Below are 16,640 nucleotides of genomic sequence, written 5' to 3'. Positions count from 1 at the left end.
CCGTTAATTTTCTGTTATCGCAGAGGACTTATGCACACCAACAAGTTGGCGAATCCCGGCCCTCTCGGCCTGATGGGCTTCGGGATGACCACCGTCTTGCTGAACCTGCACAACGCGGGCTTTTTCCCACTGAACTCCGCCATCATCAGCATGGGGATTTTCTTCGGTGGCCTGGCCCAGATCCTGGCCGGTCTGCTGGAGTACAAGAAGGGCAACACCTTCGGCATGACCGCCTTCACCGCCTACGGCAGCTTCTGGCTGAGCCTGGTCGGCCTGCTGCTGCTGCCACGTCTGGGTCTGGCTGAAGCCACCGAGGCGCACGTGCTGGGCATCTACCTGGCGCTGTGGGGCGTCTTCACCCTGTTCATGTTCTTCGGCACCCTGGGCGCCAACCGCGTGCTGCAGTTCGTGTTCGCCAGCCTGACGCTGCTGTTCGCCCTGCTGGCCGTCGGCAACATCACCGGCAACCACGCGCTGCTGACCTTTGCCGGTTATGAGGGCATCATCTGCGGCGCCAGCGCCATCTACCTGGCGATGGCCGAAGTGCTCAACGAGCAATACGGCCGCACCGTGCTGCCGATTGGCGAACCGGCCCCGGCCCGCGTCGCGGCCTCACCGGTCGCGGCGTAATCGCCCTCCCCTGACGAAAAAGCCCTGCACTGCAGGGCTTTTTTTTAGCTGTAGGAGTCGGCTCGCCGCTCGCCGGCTTCGCTGTTCAGGTCGCGATGCAGGTAGACGCCGAGCAGCAGCCCGAGGAGCGACAGCGCCAACACATAGTAAGCGGGCGCTAACGGGGTTAATTTCATGATCAGCGTCACAAAAATAGGGGTTAAACCGCCAAAAATAGCGTACGAGACGTTATATGAGAACGAGATGCCGGTAAACCGCACTTCCGCCGGGAAGGCCCGCACAATCACATACGGCACGGCCCCCACCACGCCTACGCTGAAGCCCACTAGCGCATAGCAGGCGAACAACATTTCCGGGCGCACGCCCACCGTTTGATAGAACAGCCAGCTGCAGCCGGCCAGCAGCACACTGCCGACCACCAGCGTTTTGCTGGCGCCGAAGCGATCGGCCGACAAACCGGCAACGATGCAGCCGGCGATCAACATGATGGTGGCGATGCTGTTGGCCTGCAGCGTCAAGGCCGGCGCGATGCCGAACTGCTTTTGCAGATAGGTCGGGGTCATCAGGATCACCACCACGATGCCGGCGGAGAGCAGCCAGGTCAGCAGCATCGACACCGCCACTTCCCGTTTGTGGTTGAGCACCACCGATTTCAGCGGCAGCTCCTCGGCCAGCGCTTTACGCGCCTGCATCTCGATAAAGATCGGCGTCTCCTGCAGCCAACGGCGCAAGTACATCGCCACCAGGCCGAACATGCCGCCCAACAGGAAAGGAATGCGCCAGCCGCCGCCGGCGATGCTCTGCGGGCTGAGCGTGGTGTTGATCACCGTCGCCACCACCGAGCCCAACAAGATGCCCACCGTCAGCCCGGCGGTCAGCGTGCCGCAGGCGAAGCCGATGCGCCCGCGCGGCACGTGTTCGGCGACGAAGACCCAGGCGCCCGGCACCTCACCGCCGATCGCCGCGCCCTGCAACACGCGCATCAGCAGCAGCAGCAGCGGCGCGGCGATGCCGATGCTGGCGTAGGTCGGCAGCAGACCCATCGCCAGCGTCGGCAACGCCATCAGCAGAATACTCAGGGTAAACATCTTTTTGCGGCCGACCAGATCGCCGAAGTGCGCCATCACGATGCCGCCCAGCGGGCGGGCAAGATAGCCGGCGGCGAAGATGCCGAAGGTTTGCACCAGCCGCAGCCACTCCGGCATGTCCGCCGGGAAGAACAGATCGCCGACCACGGCGGCGAAGAACACGAAGATGATGAAGTCGTAAAACTCCAGCGCGCCGCCCAACGCGGCCAACGTCAGCGTTTTGTAGTCTTGCCGGTTCAGCCGGCGATTATTGTCGTGAGGCATAGGGCACCGTCGGTAAAGGCTGTAAAAATAAAAGCCGCAGGCTTTCTGTAAAAGAATCCTTACTATAACGGCAAATTATTTTCACACCAGACGGGCTGAAGCCGATCTCGCAGAACGCTGAAATTTAGAGGTTTATCTCGCGACGCGCGCTCTTTGGCCGAAATGCTGCTACCACCGCGGCGTGCGTTTCGACGTAAGGCCCGTCGAGCAGTTGAATGCAATAAGGCACGCTGGCGAAGATGCCATGCACCACCGCATTGCCCTGCTCATCCTTTACCCCTTCCAGCGTTTCCTTGATCGACTTCGGTTGGCCGGGCAAGTTGATGATCAGCGCCTGTTTGCGGATCGCCCCCACCTGGCGAGAAAGAATTGCCGTTGGCACATAGTGTAGGCTGATCTGACGCATTTGCTCGCCGAAGCCGGGCATCACGCGATCGGCGATCGCCAGCGTGGCGTCGGGGGTGACGTCGCGACGCGCCGGCCCGGTGCCGCCGGTGGTCAGCACCAGATGGCAGCCCATTTCGTCCACCAGCTCGCACAGCGTCTGTTCAATTTGCGTCTGCTCATCGGGGATCAGCCGGGTTTCCAGCTTGAACGGCGTCGCCAGCGCGCCGGCCAGCCACTCCTCCAGCGCCGGAATGCCTTTATCCTGGTAAACGCCGCCGGACGCGCGGTCGGAAACGGAAACCAAACCAATACGTAAAATATCCATGCGTAACCTCTACAACCTGATGGGGTCTGAACGGGTTCGTCTCCCGTTCTGTTGTCATTGCCGAGAGTATAAGGGCTTCCCCCGCCGGCGGGAGCGTCGGGCATAAAAAAAAGGTGGCCTGAGCCACCTTTTTACTGCGCGATCTGCCGGAATTACAGCAGGTCGGCGATCATTTTTTCCAGTTTACCCTGGTCTACGGCGAATTTGCGGATGCCGTCGGTCAGTTTCTCAACCGCCATCGGATCCTGGTTGTGCTGCCAGTAGAACTCAGGTTCGGTCAGTGCGGCAGGACGCGCCTTCACTTCACCGGTATAAGACAGTTTGCGCTCCAGCGCGCCTTCGCTCTCCGCCAGCTCTTTCAGCAGCGCAGGCGCGATGGTCAGGCGGTCGCAGCCGGCCAGTTCGATGATTTCGCCGACGTTGCGGAAGCTGGCGCCCATCACCACGGTGTTGTAGCCGTGCTGTTTGTAATACTGGTAAATTTCGGTCACGGAGATCACGCCCGGATCTTCGTGCGGAGCGAACTCTTTCTTGTCGCCGTTAGCTTTGTACCAGTCGAGGATACGGCCGACGAACGGCGAGATCAGGTAAACGCCGGCTTCGGCACAGGCGCGAGCCTGAGCGAAGGAGAACAGCAGCGTCAGGTTACAGTTGATGCCTTCTTTCTCCAGCTGCTCCGCCGCGCGGATGCCCTGCCAGGTCGAGGCCAGTTTAATCAGAATGCGATCGTTGCTGATGCCGGCTTCGTTGTACAGCTTGATCAGGCGCTTGGCCTTGGCCACGCTGGCAACGGTGTCGTAAGACAGACGCGCGTCAACCTCGGTGGAGATGCGGCCCGGAACCAGTTTGAGGATCTCCAGACCGATGTTGACTGCCAGCTTGTCGGCGGCGTCGGCGATCTGCTGCTCGCGATCGTTGCTCTGGCCGCGCGCCCAGGCAATGGCTTCGTCAATCAGTTTGCGGTATTCAGGAATTTGGGCTGCATTGAGGATCAGCGAAGGGTTGGTTGTGGCGTCCTGCGGTTGATACAGCTTCATTGCCGCGATATCACCCGTATCTGCAACCACTGTAGTCAGCTGGCGCAGGGAAGTTAATTTGTCGGTCATGTTGGCATTATCTCATCGTTTGTGCATGAACTTTTGGCATTGTTCAACCATGCCCTGCCCTGATAATAACATGCGCCAAGCCCGGCGCAAGGCTGGAAAACCGCGGCGCGCAAGCATCTGTTTTATCCTTGGGCGAGCAACCGTTTACGCCGATATCTTTCGCCATTACCGAGCGGATGGAAAGGCAATAACGTGCTATCGCCCGAATAAATTATGTTAAATTCGAAAAAATTGATGCAATTCGTCCGCTAATCTGCGAAAAATCTTAATCGACTGACGCCGGACAGATTCCAGCTAAGCTCTTGTAAAAAATAGGCCAATGTTTTTCACCTGCGGTGGATGCTGCAAGGTGCGCATGACATTTCGATAAGAGGAGGGATCCCTTGACGGACCTGATGAATTTTATAAACAACATTTTGTGGGGGTCAGTGCTGATTTATCTGCTGCTCGGCACCGGCATCTACTTCACGTTGCGTACCCGCTTTATCCAGCTTCGCCACTTCAGCCACATGTTCTCGGTGTTGAAAAACAGCAATAAAAGCGACAGCGCCGGCATCTCCTCTTTCCAGGCGCTGTGCACCACGCTGGCGGCGCGCGTCGGCACCGGCAACCTGACCGGCGTCGCCATCGCCCTGACCGCCGGCGGCCCCGGTGCCATCTTCTGGATGTGGGTGGTGGCGTTTATCGGCATGGCCACCTCATTTGTGGAAAGCTCGCTGGCTCAGCTCTATAAAACCAAAGACGACAACGGCAACTACCGCGGTGGCCCGGCCTATTACATGGAAAAAGGCCTCGGCATGCGCTGGATGGGCGTGCTGTTCTCGATCTTCCTGATCATCGCGTTCGGTCTGGTATTCAACGCCGTGCAGGCCAACTCCATCGCGCAAGCCTCCGCCGTCGCCTTCCATTTGCAACCGCTGCACGTCGGCATCGGTCTGGTGCTGCTGAGCGGCGTGGTGATCTTCGGCGGCATCCGTTCCATCGCCAAAGTGGCCGAGCTGGTGGTGCCGCTGATGGCCGGCGCCTACCTGTTGCTGGCCCTCTGGGTGATTGGCCATAACATCGAACACATGCCGGCGATCCTGGCGCTGATCTTCAAAAGCGCCTTCGGCCTGCAGGAAGCCGCGGCCGGCGCCGTCGGTTACGGCATCTCCCAGGCGATGACCCAGGGCGTGCAGCGCGGCCTGTTCTCCAACGAAGCCGGCATGGGATCGGCGCCCAACGCGGCGGCGTCCGCCTCGCCTTATCCGCCGCATCCCGCTTCGCAGGGCTACGTGCAAATGCTCGGGGTATTTATCGACACCATCGTCATCTGCAGCGCCACCGCGGCGATCATCCTCTCCTCCGGCATTCTCGATCAGCCGACCGACAGCATCAGCGGCATCGATCTGACCCAGCGCGCGCTGTCGACCGCCGTCGGCAGTTGGGGAACGCCGTTCGTCGCCATCGCCATCTTCTTCTTCGCCTTTACCTCGATCATCGCCAACTACGCCTATGCCGAAAGCAACCTGGTGTTCCTCGAACACAATCATCCGGGCGGCCTGCTGATTTTCCGCTGTGTGGCGCTGGGCATGGTGATGTTCGGGGCGCTGGCGGAGCTGCCGCTGGTGTGGAAAATGGCGGATACCTCCATGGCGCTAATGGCGATCACCAACCTGACGGCGATCCTGCTGCTGTCGCGGGTGGCGCTGAAACTGGCCGACGACTACCATCGCCAGCGCCGCTTGGGCAAGCTACCAACCTTCGACGCCACCCGATTCCCGGAGCTGAAATCGCAGCTGGAGCCGGGCGTGTGGGACGATCAAAAGCCGCCGCGCTGAGTTTTCCGGGGCGCGTGCGATGCGCGCCCCGCCTATTGGACCGATTGCCGCTTTTTCCTGCGCTTTTTGCTACAGTACCCGCACTTGGATAAACAGGATCTGGCCATGCTCGTTATTATTTCCCCTGCAAAAACGCTCGATTACGACAGCCCGCTGGCGACAAAACGCTTCACGCAACCCGAACTGCTGGACAAGTCTCAGCGGCTTATCAACATTTGCCGCAAGCTGACGCCGGCGCAAATCGCCAGCCTGATGAGCATCAGCGACAAGCTGGCCGGCCTGAACGCCGCGCGCTTTAGCGAGTGGCAGCCGGCATTTACCCCGGACAACGCCCGTCAGGCGTTGCTGGCGTTCAAGGGCGACGTTTACACCGGCCTGCAGGCGCAGGATTTCAGCGAAGCCGATTTCGACTTCGCCCAACAGCATCTGCGCATGCTGTCCGGCCTGTATGGGGTGCTGCGCCCGCTCGATCTGATGATGCCGTATCGGCTGGAGATGGGCATCAAGCTGGAAAACCCGAAGGGCAAAGATCTGTACAGCTTCTGGGGCGATCAGATCACCAAAAAGCTCAACGAAGCGCTGGAGCAACAGGGCGACGACGTGGTGGTCAACCTGGCGTCCGACGAGTATTTCAAAGCGGTGAAGCCGGCCAAGCTGCACGGCTCGCTGATCAAACCGGTGTTCCTCGACGAGAAGAACGGCAAGTTCAAGGTCATCAGCTTCTACGCCAAGAAAGCGCGCGGGTTGATGAGCCGCTTTATCATCAAGAACCGCCTGACGCGCAGCGAGCAGTTGGTGGACTTCAACCTGGAAGGCTACGCCTTCGACGAAGCCGCCTCGCAGGGCAATGAACTGGTGTTCAAGCGCCCGGAGCAGGCATAAAAAAAGCCGTCGCAAGACGGCTTTTCGCATTCTAACCTGCCGAATTTCAGGCCGGAAGTGCCATCAGGAACGTGCGCAGCTCGCCGAAACTGGCCGGCAGCGTGTGCGACAACAGCGGCAGATCGGCCCGCAACGCCAGCGCTTTCGGCAACGGCAGTTCCTGGCCGAGGATCGCTTCCACGCTCTCTTTAAACTTGGCCGGATGCGCGGTGCCAAGGAACAGACCAAACTCCCCTTCCTGCAGCTGATCGCGCAGCGCGCGGTAGGCGATGGCCGCGTGCGGTTCGGAGACATAGCCCAGTTCGGCCAGCTCACGCATCGTTTCCCTGGTGGTCTCATCGCTGACCGCCGCGTGGCCCAGCTCTTTCAGCTGCCAGACCTTACGACGGAACAGCTCTTCCACACGCGGCCAGTTGTTTGGCTGGCTGACGTCCATGGCGTTGGACAGCGTCGCGACCGTGGCGTGCGGCTGCCACTGGCCGCTGGTCAGGAAGCGCGGCACGGTATCGTTGGCGTTGGTGGCGGCGATGAAGCGCTTCACCGGCAGACCCAGCGACTTGGCCAGCAGCCCGGCGGTCAGATCGCCGAAGTTGCCGCTCGGCACCGAAATCACCAGCTGATTGCGCGCTTCCTGCGGCAGCTGCGCCACCGCTTCGAAGTAGTAACAGATCTGCGCCAGCAAACGGCTGATGTTGATCGAGTTGGCCGAGTTCAGGTGCAGCGCATCTTTCAATTCCTGATCGTCAAACGCCTGCTTCACCAGCGCCTGACAGGCGTCGAAGTCGCCGTCGATCGCCACGGTGTGAATGTTGCCGCCCAGGGTGCAGAACAGTTTCTCCTGCAACGGGCTGATTTTGCCCTGCGGGTAGAGGATCACCACCCGGACGTTTTTCAGGCCGTAGAAGGCGTGCGCCACGGCGGCGCCGGTGTCGCCGGAGGTGGCGGTCAGAATGGTCACCGGCTGATCGCCGGCCACTTCCGCCAGCATCTGCGCCATAAAGCGGCCGCCAAAGTCTTTGAACGCCAGCGTCGGGCCGTGGAACAGCTCCAGGCAGGAGACGTCTTCCGTCACTTTCGCCACCGGCGCCGGGAACTCAAAGGCGGCCTGCACGCGTTTCTTCAGCGCCGCCTCCGGCACCTCTTCGCCGATAAAGGCCGACAGAATACGGCTGCTGCGGGTGACAAAGTCCTGCTCCAGCAGGTGGTCGATCTCGGTCAGTTCGAACGCCGGCAGCTCCAGCGGGAAGAACAGCCCCTGCTGCTTGCCCAGGCCTTGTTTGATCGCCTGCGCGAAGCTGACCTGCTCGTTGTGATCCTTAAGGTTGTACAGTTTCATGCGTTATCCCAGTAGTCGAGCGCCTGCGGTATCCAGACGGCAAATATGAACAAAACCTTCGTCGTTTTGCAGATAGTGTTGTTGCAGCCAGGCGGCCATGCGCTGCGCGGTGGCGCCGTCATTGCAGACGGCGAACAGCGTCGGGCCGGAGCCGGAGATCCCGCAGGCCAACGCGCCGATGTCCTGCGCCGCCTTGCGCGCTTCGGCGAAGCCCGGCAGCAGACGAGTGCGGTACGGTTCGGCGATCACGTCCTGCATCAATTTGGCGGCCAACTGCGGCTGCCGGGTATGGCAGGCATGAATAAAGCCGGCCAGATAGCGGCCGTGGCTGATGCAATCCTGACGACGGTATTGCGCGGGTAAAATGGCGCGCGCTTCGGCGGTGGAGACCTTGATGCCCGGATAGGCCATGACCCACAGCCAATCGTCGAAGCACGGCACCTCCTGGCTGATAATGCCTTCCTCTTCCAGCATCAGCTGCAGGCCGCCCAGATAGCAGGGCGCCACGTTGTCGTAATGCACGCTGCCGGAAATGCGGCCTTCCAGCTCGCCCATCAGGCCGAGCAGCGTCGTCTTATCCAGCGGGCGATCGCAAAATTCGTTCATCGCCATCAGCCCGGCCACCACCGAACAAGCGCTGGAGCCCAGCCCCGAGCCGATCGGCATGTTCTTTTCCAGCCGCATCGCTACCGGCACTTCGCGGCCGATCTCCTGGCAGAAACGCTCCCAGCATTGATAAACGATGTTCTCTTTCGGCTCGGCCGGCAGCTTGCTGACGAAGCGCCCGGCATTCTGCAAACTGAACGTCTCGGCGGCTTCCACGCTGACGCAGTCGCCCAGCAGCGTGCCGTCGATCGGCGAAACCGCCGCGCCCAGCACATCGAAACCGACGCTAACGTTACCGATCGAGGCCGGTGCATACACCTTAACCATATTAAACTCCCAACTTCCATGACAGTGTGCGCAGCAGATCGGCGAACACGCCCGCTGCGGTCACATCGTTACCGGCGCCGTAGCCGCGCAGCACCAGCGGCAGCGGCTGATAATAACGGCTGTAGAAGGCCAGCGCGTTCTCGCCGTTCTTCACTTTATACAACGGATCGTTGCCGTCCACCGCCTCGATGCGCACCTTACAGCGCCCTTCGTCGATCAGACCGACATAGCGCAGCACCTTGCCTTGCTCGGCGGCATTGGCCACGTTGCGCGCGAACTCTTTATCCAGTTCCGGCAGACGCGCCAGGAAATGGTCCACGTCGCCCGACGCGTCGAAGGACGGCGGCAGCACCGGCTCGACCTCGATATCGCTCAGCTCCAGCTTGTAACCGGCCTCGCGCGCCAGGATCAGCAGCTTGCGCGCCACGTCCATACCGGACAGATCGTCGCGCGGATCCGGCTCGGTGTAGCCATTGGCTCTGGCCTGCAGGGTCGCCGCCGACAGCGACAGCCCTTCGTCCAGCTTGCCGAAGATAAAGGACAGCGAGCCGGACAGGATGCCGGAGAAGCGCACCAGCTCATCGCCGGCGTTCAGCAGGTTTTGCAGGTTCTCAATCACCGGCAAACCGGCGCCGACGTTGGTGTCGTACAGGAACTTGCGGTGCGAACCGGCCGCGGCCGCGCGCAGTTGCTGATAATAGTTCATCGACGAGGTGTTGGCCTTTTTGTTCGGCGTTACCACATGGAAGCCGTCCGCCAGGAAGTCCACATATTGATCGGCCACCGCCTGGCTGGAGGTACAGTCGACGATCACCGGGTTCAGCAGGTGATACTCCTTCACCAGCCGGATCAGGCGGCCGAGATTGAACGGCTCCTGCGCGCCGGCCAGCTCGTCGCGCCAGCTGTCCAACGCGATGCCATGCACGTTGGTCAGCATCACGCGCGAGTTGGCGATGCCGCACACCCGCAGATCGATATGTTTTTGTTTCAGCCACGGCTGCTGGCGGTAGATCTGCTCGATCAGCGCCCCGCCGACGCCGCCGACGCCGATGACGAACACTTCGATCACCTGATCGGTGTTGAACAACATCTGGTGGCTGACGCGCACGCCGGTGGTAGCGGAGTCATTGCTGACCACCACCGAGATTGAACGTTCGGAAGAGCCCTGGGCGATGGCGACGATATTGATGTTGGCGCGCGCCAGCGCGGAGAAGAAGCGCGCGGAAATGCCACGCAGGGTGCGCATGCCGTCGCCGACCACCGAGATGATCGCCAGGCGCTCCATGACGTCCAGCGGATCCAGAACGCCGTCTTTCAATTCCAGATAGAACTCCTCCTCCAGCGCGCGGCGGGCGCGCTGCAGTTCGCCCTGCGGCACGCAGAAGCTGATGCTGTATTCGGAAGAGGATTGGGTGATCAGCACCACCGAAATGCCGGCGCGCGACATCACGGCGAACACCCGCGCGGCCATGCCGACCATGCCTTTCATGCCCGGGCCGGAGACGTTGATCATCGCCATATTGTTCAGGTTGGTGATGCCTTTCACCGGCATTGCGTCATCGGTGCTGTCTTTGCCGATCAGCGTGCCGGGGGCTTGCGGGTTAGAGGTGTTTTTAATCAGGCAAGGGATTTGGAACTGGGCAATCGGCGTGATGGTGCGAGGGTGCAGCACTTTGGCGCCGAAATAGGAAAGCTCCATCGCCTCCTGGTACGACATCGATTTCAGCAGCCTGGCGTCCGGCACGGTGCGCGGATCGCAGGTATATACGCCGTCGACGTCGGTCCAGATTTCGCAACAGTCGGCGCGCAGGCAGGCGGCCAGCACCGCGGCGGAATAGTCGGAGCCGTTGCGGCCCAGCACCACCAGCTCACCCTTATCGTTACCGGCGGTGAAACCGGCCATCAGCACGATGTGGTCGGCCGGGATCGCCGCTGCGGCGATGCGCAGCGTGGACTCGGCGATATCCACGGTAGACTCCAGGTAGTGGCCCTGCGCCAGCAGTTTCTCCACCGGGTTGATCACCGTGACCGGGTAGCCCTTGGCGCGGAACACCCCTTCCATGATGGCGATGGAGAGTTTTTCGCCGCGGCAGATGATCGCCGCGTTCACGCTGTCCGGGCACTGCCCCAGCAGCGAGACGCCGTGCAGCACCTGTTTGAGCTGCGCGAATTCCTGATCGACCACGCCTTTCAGGCGATCGTATTCAAAGCCCGGCAGCGCCTGCGCCAGCCCGCTCAGCAGGTCGGCAAAGATCCGCTCGGCGTCGCTGATATTCGGCAGAATGTCCTGGCCCGCCACCGTTTTGTCGATCATCGCCACCAGATGGTTGGTGATCTTTGCGGGGGCGGACAAGACCGTGGCTACCTGCCCTTGACGCGCATTACTCTCCATGATGTCGGCGACGCGCAGAAAACGTTCTGCATTCGCCACCGAGGTTCCGCCAAATTTCAGCACTCGCATGTGTGATCTCTCCGAATTTAAGCCGAAAAAAAAGCCCGCACTGATTAGGTGCGGGCTTTTTTCTGTGTTTCCTGTGCGCGTCAGCCCGCCCCGTTACCTGTGGTATCGGTGGTGGTAATAATTGTGGTTTTCAGGCTGATGTTGCGCATGTTGTCTGTCTGTCTCATGAAATACTCTGTCCCCTCTATTGGTTAAAGCAATCGCTATCCCAAGTCAAACTATTTCTTTTTTTTGCTTATTTTCCGTTCAGCGGCGGTAATGCGCGATGCAACAGGTGAAAAGCAAAATGACAGAACAAAAAAACAACTTAAAGCCTATTTACTAGTGGATCACGCTGGGTAACCGTCTGATGGAGCCGCTATCACTTGGCGAGTTTTTTTTCGATGTCGTGCAGCAGCGTATGCAGCATCGCCGTATCTCGCTGTTGCAGCGCGCCGAGGCGCTGGTGCAGCCAGTCGCGCAATTTTTGGTCATCGCCGACATCCAATGCGCTCAACAAGGCATCGGCGCGGCGGCGCAGCGCCTTAAGCTGCCCTTCCGACGCCGCCGTTTCCTGTGGCGTATTGACACCCATCAGGCTAGCCAGCTGGTAGCAGTACACCATCACCGCCTGGCCCAGGTTAAGCGACGGATAGTCCGCCTGCATCGGCACGCCGGTCAGCAAGTCCGCCAACGCCAGCTCTTCGTTGGTCAAGCCGGAATCTTCGCGGCCGAACACCAGCGCGGCCTGGCCGACCCACTGCTTACGCTCGCTCAGCTGTTCCAGCAGTTCGGGCGGCGTACAGTAGTAGTGAAAGCGCGCGCGGCTGCGGGCGGTAGTGGCGACGGTAAAATCCACGCCCGCCAGCGCCTGCTCTAGCGTGGCGAACGTTTGCACGCCGTCGAGGATCTCGCCGGCACCGTGCGCCACCCAGCGCGCCGCCGGCTGCAGGTGCGCCTCGCTGTCAACGATGCGCAACGACGTGAAGCCCATGGTTTTCATCGCGCGCGCCGCCGCGCCAACATTTTCCGGCCGCGCCGGAGCCACTAAAACAATATGAAGCTGCATCACTCTTCCACCGAAGGCGGGCCTGCGTTTTTGACGATGGCGCAGCGCCCGCTTATATTTACAATTAAGTAACAATAAACGCGTTAATAGCAACAAACAAGATTAAACGGCTCGTTGCGCTAATAAACCCATCGTAATAGTCATTATTCGCGCTTATGTTTTACTGCGTTTATTTATCAATAAGTTAAAACAACGCGATGATCAATAAGCGAATAATTGTATCCTATCGGGCCGGATAATGCTGAATCGTTCACAGAATTTGAGGTTCTGTGACTTAAACTGGCATTTCTGTAAGTGTTTTTCACAAATCTGTTAACGTGCTACAATTGAATTTGATATATGTCAACAAAGCGTAGTTTTGTTGGGTGATGAATTCGGCACGCGCTGTTATATTGCTGTTAATGGGGTTAGGATATGCGCCGTTTCGGCATCCCAGGGGTTGTAGGGAACAGCATCCCCACCAGGCTAGCGATCTTGTTGACATGAGATGGAAAGTGCATCAAGAACGAGTTTACGTACTTTAGTCATTTGCTGAGAGGGAACGTGGCGCTATCTCTGCCCTCCTCTAAGAAAACAAAGACTTCTGTACTTCCGATTTTCTATTTTGTTGGCAATTTTAGGTAGCAAATATGCAGACCCCGCACATTCTGATTGTCGAAGACGAGTTAGTCACTCGTAACACCCTGAAGAGCATTTTCGAGGCGGAAGGCTACATTGTTCATGAAGCCAATGATGGTGCAGAGATGCACAATATCCTGTCTGAAAATGATATCAATCTGGTCATCATGGACATCAACCTGCCAGGCAAAAACGGCCTGCTGTTGGCGCGCGAACTGCGTGAACAGGCCAGCGTCGCCTTGATGTTCCTGACCGGTCGCGATAACGAAGTGGACAAAATCCTCGGCCTGGAAATCGGCGCCGACGATTACATCACCAAGCCGTTCAACCCGCGAGAGCTGACCATCCGCGCGCGCAACCTGCTGTCGCGCACCATGAACCTGGGCAGCCTGGGCGAAGAGCGCCGCCTGGTCGAGAGCTACAAGTTCAATGGGTGGGAGCTGGACATCAACAGCCGTTCTTTGATCAGCCCGGCCGGCGAACAATACAAGCTGCCGCGCAGCGAATTCCGCGCCATGCTGCACTTCTGCGAAAACCCGGGCAAGATCCAGTCGCGCGGCGAACTGCTGAAGAAAATGACCGGCCGCGAGCTGAAGCCGCATGACCGCACCGTGGACGTCACCATCCGTCGCATTCGCAAACACTTCGAATCGACGCCGGACACGCCGGAAATCATCGCCACCATTCACGGCGAAGGCTACCGCTTCTGCGGCGATCTGGAAGAGTAATTCCGGCCTGCCGTCATGAAAACGGGGTTCAGCATGCTGAACCCCGTTTTTTTATTTCGTCTCAGCCCACGGCATGATCGGCACCGCGCTCATCGCGTTCTTCGGCGAACCGTCGATCACCTTGTCGGAGTAGCTCAGGTAAATCAACGAATTGCGCTTGGTGTCATAGAAGCGCACCACCTGCAACTTCTTGAACACCAGCGAGGTGCGTTTCTGGAACACCACATCGCCTTCCGCCTTGCCGTTTTTGATCTTGTCGCTCAGCTCGATAGGCCCCACCTGTTGGCAGGAAATGGCCGCGTCGGCAGTGTCCTCCGCCAGCCCCAGGCCGCCTTTAATGCCGCCGGTTTTGGCGCGGCTGATATAACAAGTTACATTTTTAACGTCCGGATCGTCGAACGCTTCCACCACGATTTTGTGGTCCGGCCCCAACAATTTAAACACCGTATCAACGGAGCCCACCTGCTCCGCCTGCGCGCTGCCAACGGTTGCGCAAACCAAACCGAATAAAAATATCCAGCTTTTTTTCATTTACTTAACTCCGGTATAACCTTGCTGCAAAAATAGGTTCGGCGGTCGCCATTATTTATGTCTAAGCTCACGGAATCGGTTTTTTACGGGTCCGCACCGTCCGTTTTAGCACAGAGCGTGACAAAAATCTTTGAGAGTCGCGGAGTAAAAAAATTGCTATGATGCGGCGTCGTTATTTCTTTGCGCCCACTACGGTGTACCCCAATCCAACTCTGGCGCGGCATGCGCAGCAGAGGCAAAGAGTGCAACGCATAATGGCTCATGGATCGGTCTGATAGCGCAGCACCAGCGTGACGAATCAACAGTTCGGGTTCCTACCCCCAAGCTTTACGAGGAAGATCTATGGATCAAGCCGGTATCATTCGTGATCTGCTTAGCTGGCTGGAAAGCCATTTGGACCAACCCTTGTCGCTGGATAACGTGGCGGCCAAGGCAGGCTACTCCAAATGGCATCTGCAACGGATGTTCAAAGATATTACCGGTAACGCCATCGGTGCTTACATCCGGGCAAGGAGGCTGTCCAAAGCCGCCGTCGCGCTGCGTTTGACCAGCCGGCCGATTTTGGATATCGCCCTGCAATATCGCTTCGACTCGCAGCAGACCTTCACCCGCGCCTTCAAAAAACAGTTTGCGCAGACGCCGGCGCTGTACCGCCGCGCCGAAGACTGGAACGCATTCGGCATCTGTCCGCCGATCCGTCTGGGAGCCTTCACCCTGCCGCAGCCGGAATTCGTCTCGCTGCCGGACAAGCGCCTGGTCGGCCTGACCCAGAGCTACTCCTGTACGCTGGAACAGATCACCACCGTGCGCACCGAACTGCGCTCACAGTTCTGGCGTCAGTTCCTCGGTGACGTCGAAACCCTGCCGCCGGTGCTGTACGGGCTGCACCACTCGCGACCGAGCCAAGAGAAGGACGACGAACAGGAAGTGCTGTACACCACGGCGCTGGAGCCGGATCAGGTGCCTGACAAGGTACAGGAAGGCCAGCCGCTGGTGTTGCCGGGCGGTGAGTTTGCGATGTTCAGCTACGAAGGGCCCACCGAGGGACTGCAAGACTTTATTCTGACGGTCTACGGCACCTGCCTGCCGGCGCTCCAGCTGACGCGCCGCAAAGGGCACGACATCGAACGCTTCTATCCGAAAGGCGAGCGCCGTCCGCATCAGGCGCCTATCGAGATCAAGTGCGATTACCTGATCCCGATTCGGCGTTAACGCTGCAGTTCGTCCAACGCGGGCATGTCCAAATGCGTGACATCGCCCGCCGTTTCCACGATCCAGCCGGAAGCCAGCCAAGGGCTCTGCTGGTGATCGACGCGCGACAGTGAGCAGTTGCGCAAGCGCAGACGGCGTTCCGCATAGGCCGGCAGCCCCAGCACCGTACTGATCAAACACCCCAACGCGATGCCATGACTGACGAGCAGCGGCTTGCTGCCTTCAGGCAGCATCAGGCAACTCTCCAGCGCGGCGCGCATGCGCTCGCCCAGCTCCTCCATGGATTCGCCTTGAGGGATACGGCCGTCAGGAGTACCATCGACCATCTGTTTGCGCCACTGCTCTTCCTGCGGCGTCAAACTGTCGATCAGGCGTTCTTCCAGAACCCCCATGTGCAGCTCACGCAAACGCGGATCGCTAATCACTTCGCAGCCACAGGCGTCGGCGATGATCTGCGCGGTGCGCCGCGTGCGCCCCAGATCGCTGGTAATGATGTGCGTAATGCCTTCTTTGCTGACGCGCCTGGCGACCAGACGGGCCTGGTGTTCCCCCATGGCGGTTAACGGGCTGTCGGACTGACCCTGGATACGGCGAGCCGCGTTCCATTCCGTTTCGCCATGGCGAACGAGGTATACCTGTAACATTTTTGTTTTCCGTTATACTGCGTGAAATTTGCATTTATCCCCGGCCCGGTGGCGCTTTTGCCGCTGCCCGGCGTATCGGCCAGAAGGATATCAAACCCGTTATGTACCATGTTGTCGCTGCAACTACCAACCCGGCAAAGATCAAGGCTATTCAACTCGCCTTCGATGACGTCTTTGGCGCGGGCCAATACCGCATTGAATCCGTTGACGTCGCCAGCGGCGTCTCGCTGCAGCCGATAGGCAACCACGAAACCCGCACCGGTTCGCGTCAACGCGTCATGGAAGCGCGCCAGGTCAGGCCCGAGGCCGATTTTTGGGTCGGCGTGGAAGCCGGGATTGAAGAGAATATGACCTTCGCCTGGATGACCATCGAGAACCCGCACATCCGTGGCGAATCCCGCTCGGCGAGCCTGATGCTGCCGGAGGTCATCTTACAAGGTATTCGCGCCGGTCGCGAATTGGGCAGCGAAATGGCGGCGATCACCGGCAACGCCGAGGTGAAACGTCAGGGCGGCGCCATCGGCGTCTTCACCGACGGCCGGCTGAGCCGCACCAGCGTTTACCACCAGGCGCTGCTGCTGGCGCTGGTGCCGTTCCACAACGCCATCTATCAGCAATAACGCTGAG

The 16,640-nt window shown here is 59.5% G+C and carries 16 protein-coding genes and 1 other annotated feature; of the genes, 6 read left to right on the top strand and 10 right to left on the bottom strand.

Translation table 11 applies throughout. From position 1 onward, the window contains the following. Positions 1–30: 30 nt before the first annotated feature. On the top strand, positions 31–630 hold the full coding sequence (gene satP / locus ACTJJ6_RS14620) for an acetate uptake transporter (RefSeq protein ID WP_048796026.1): 600 nt from the start codon (positions 31–33) through the stop codon (positions 628–630). Between the two features lie 44 nt (positions 631–674). On the opposite strand, the gene ACTJJ6_RS14615 is transcribed toward satP, so the two are convergent. The 3 genes from ACTJJ6_RS14615 to tal form a co-directional block, all read right to left on the bottom strand. Next, positions 675–1,982 (bottom strand): MFS transporter, encoded by a 1,308-nt coding sequence (locus ACTJJ6_RS14615; protein WP_440802736.1) that lies wholly within the window; start codon positions 1,980–1,982, stop codon positions 675–677. 124 nt (positions 1,983–2,106) lie between these two features. Then, on the bottom strand, positions 2,107–2,694 hold the full coding sequence (mog, locus tag ACTJJ6_RS14610) for a molybdopterin adenylyltransferase (protein ID WP_015376607.1): 588 nt from the start codon (positions 2,692–2,694) through the stop codon (positions 2,107–2,109). Positions 2,695–2,846: 152 nt separating this feature from the next. After that, positions 2,847–3,800 (bottom strand): transaldolase, encoded by a 954-nt coding sequence (gene tal / locus ACTJJ6_RS14605; protein WP_049300127.1) that lies wholly within the window; start codon positions 3,798–3,800, stop codon positions 2,847–2,849. Between the two features lie 383 nt (positions 3,801–4,183). On the opposite strand from tal, the gene ACTJJ6_RS14600 reads away from it, so the two are divergent. Then, on the top strand, positions 4,184–5,620 hold the full coding sequence (locus tag ACTJJ6_RS14600) for an alanine/glycine:cation symporter family protein (RefSeq protein ID WP_016929145.1): 1,437 nt from the start codon (positions 4,184–4,186) through the stop codon (positions 5,618–5,620). 105 nt (positions 5,621–5,725) lie between these two features. Continuing rightward, positions 5,726–6,502 carry a peroxide stress protein YaaA gene (gene yaaA / locus ACTJJ6_RS14595; protein ID WP_049300199.1) on the top strand — a complete coding sequence of 259 codons (777 nt, stop codon included), beginning with the start codon at positions 5,726–5,728 and terminating at the stop codon, positions 6,500–6,502. A gap of 46 nt (positions 6,503–6,548) precedes the next feature. On the opposite strand, the gene thrC is transcribed toward yaaA, so the two are convergent. From thrC to ACTJJ6_RS14570, 5 genes are all read right to left on the bottom strand, one after another. Further along, the gene (thrC, locus tag ACTJJ6_RS14590) at positions 6,549–7,838 is read right to left on the bottom strand and encodes a threonine synthase (RefSeq protein ID WP_016929147.1); all 1,290 of its coding nucleotides are present in this window, start codon (positions 7,836–7,838) and stop codon (positions 6,549–6,551) included. 3 nt (positions 7,839–7,841) lie between these two features. Next, the gene (gene thrB, locus ACTJJ6_RS14585; protein ID WP_016929148.1) at positions 7,842–8,771 is read right to left on the bottom strand and encodes a homoserine kinase; all 930 of its coding nucleotides are present in this window, start codon (positions 8,769–8,771) and stop codon (positions 7,842–7,844) included. 1 nt (position 8,772) lies between these two features. After that, a complete protein-coding gene (thrA, locus tag ACTJJ6_RS14580; RefSeq protein WP_016929149.1) occupies positions 8,773–11,232 on the bottom strand; it encodes a bifunctional aspartate kinase/homoserine dehydrogenase I in 2,460 nt (819 codons plus the stop codon). A 24-nt stretch (positions 11,233–11,256) separates the two neighbouring features. Continuing rightward, positions 11,257–11,374, bottom strand: a sequence feature (Thr leader region). Next, positions 11,313–11,381, bottom strand: coding sequence for a thr operon leader peptide (thrL, locus tag ACTJJ6_RS14575; RefSeq protein ID WP_086581142.1), 69 nt, complete (start codon positions 11,379–11,381; stop codon positions 11,313–11,315). It overlaps the preceding feature by 62 nt. A 212-nt stretch (positions 11,382–11,593) precedes the next feature. Further along, positions 11,594–12,280, bottom strand: a complete 687-nt coding sequence (locus ACTJJ6_RS14570) for a tRNA/rRNA methyltransferase (RefSeq protein WP_016929150.1) — start codon at positions 12,278–12,280, stop codon at positions 11,594–11,596. 629 nt (positions 12,281–12,909) lie between these two features. Between ACTJJ6_RS14570 and arcA the strand changes: the two genes are divergently transcribed. Further along, positions 12,910–13,626, top strand: a complete 717-nt coding sequence (gene arcA, locus ACTJJ6_RS14565; protein ID WP_004933003.1) for a two-component system response regulator ArcA — start codon at positions 12,910–12,912, stop codon at positions 13,624–13,626. Between the two features lie 51 nt (positions 13,627–13,677). Here the strand turns inward: arcA and creA are convergent, their stop codons facing one another. After that, positions 13,678–14,157, bottom strand: a complete 480-nt coding sequence (creA, locus tag ACTJJ6_RS14560; protein ID WP_440802743.1) for a protein CreA — start codon at positions 14,155–14,157, stop codon at positions 13,678–13,680. Between the two features lie 342 nt (positions 14,158–14,499). On the opposite strand from creA, the gene robA reads away from it, so the two are divergent. Next, entirely contained in the window at positions 14,500–15,369 is an 870-nt protein-coding gene (gene robA, locus ACTJJ6_RS14555) for an MDR efflux pump AcrAB transcriptional activator RobA (RefSeq protein ID WP_016929151.1), read from the top strand. On the opposite strand, the gene gpmB is transcribed toward robA, so the two are convergent. Next, positions 15,366–16,013, bottom strand: coding sequence for a 2,3-diphosphoglycerate-dependent phosphoglycerate mutase GpmB (gpmB, locus tag ACTJJ6_RS14550; protein ID WP_004933012.1), 648 nt, complete (start codon positions 16,011–16,013; stop codon positions 15,366–15,368). The two genes, robA and gpmB, sit on opposite strands and share 4 nt — an antisense overlap. A gap of 101 nt (positions 16,014–16,114) precedes the next feature. On the opposite strand from gpmB, the gene yjjX reads away from it, so the two are divergent. Next, entirely contained in the window at positions 16,115–16,633 is a 519-nt protein-coding gene (gene yjjX, locus ACTJJ6_RS14545; protein WP_004933015.1) for an inosine/xanthosine triphosphatase, read from the top strand. Positions 16,634–16,640 lie beyond the last annotated feature (7 nt).

It is taken from the genome of Serratia sp. 22278 (assembly GCF_052045405.1).
GTDB classification, from domain to species: domain Bacteria; phylum Pseudomonadota; class Gammaproteobacteria; order Enterobacterales; family Enterobacteriaceae; genus Serratia; species Serratia marcescens.
Note: the sequence above shows the minus strand (reverse complement) of the source record. Positions and strands in the feature narration are given on the sequence as shown.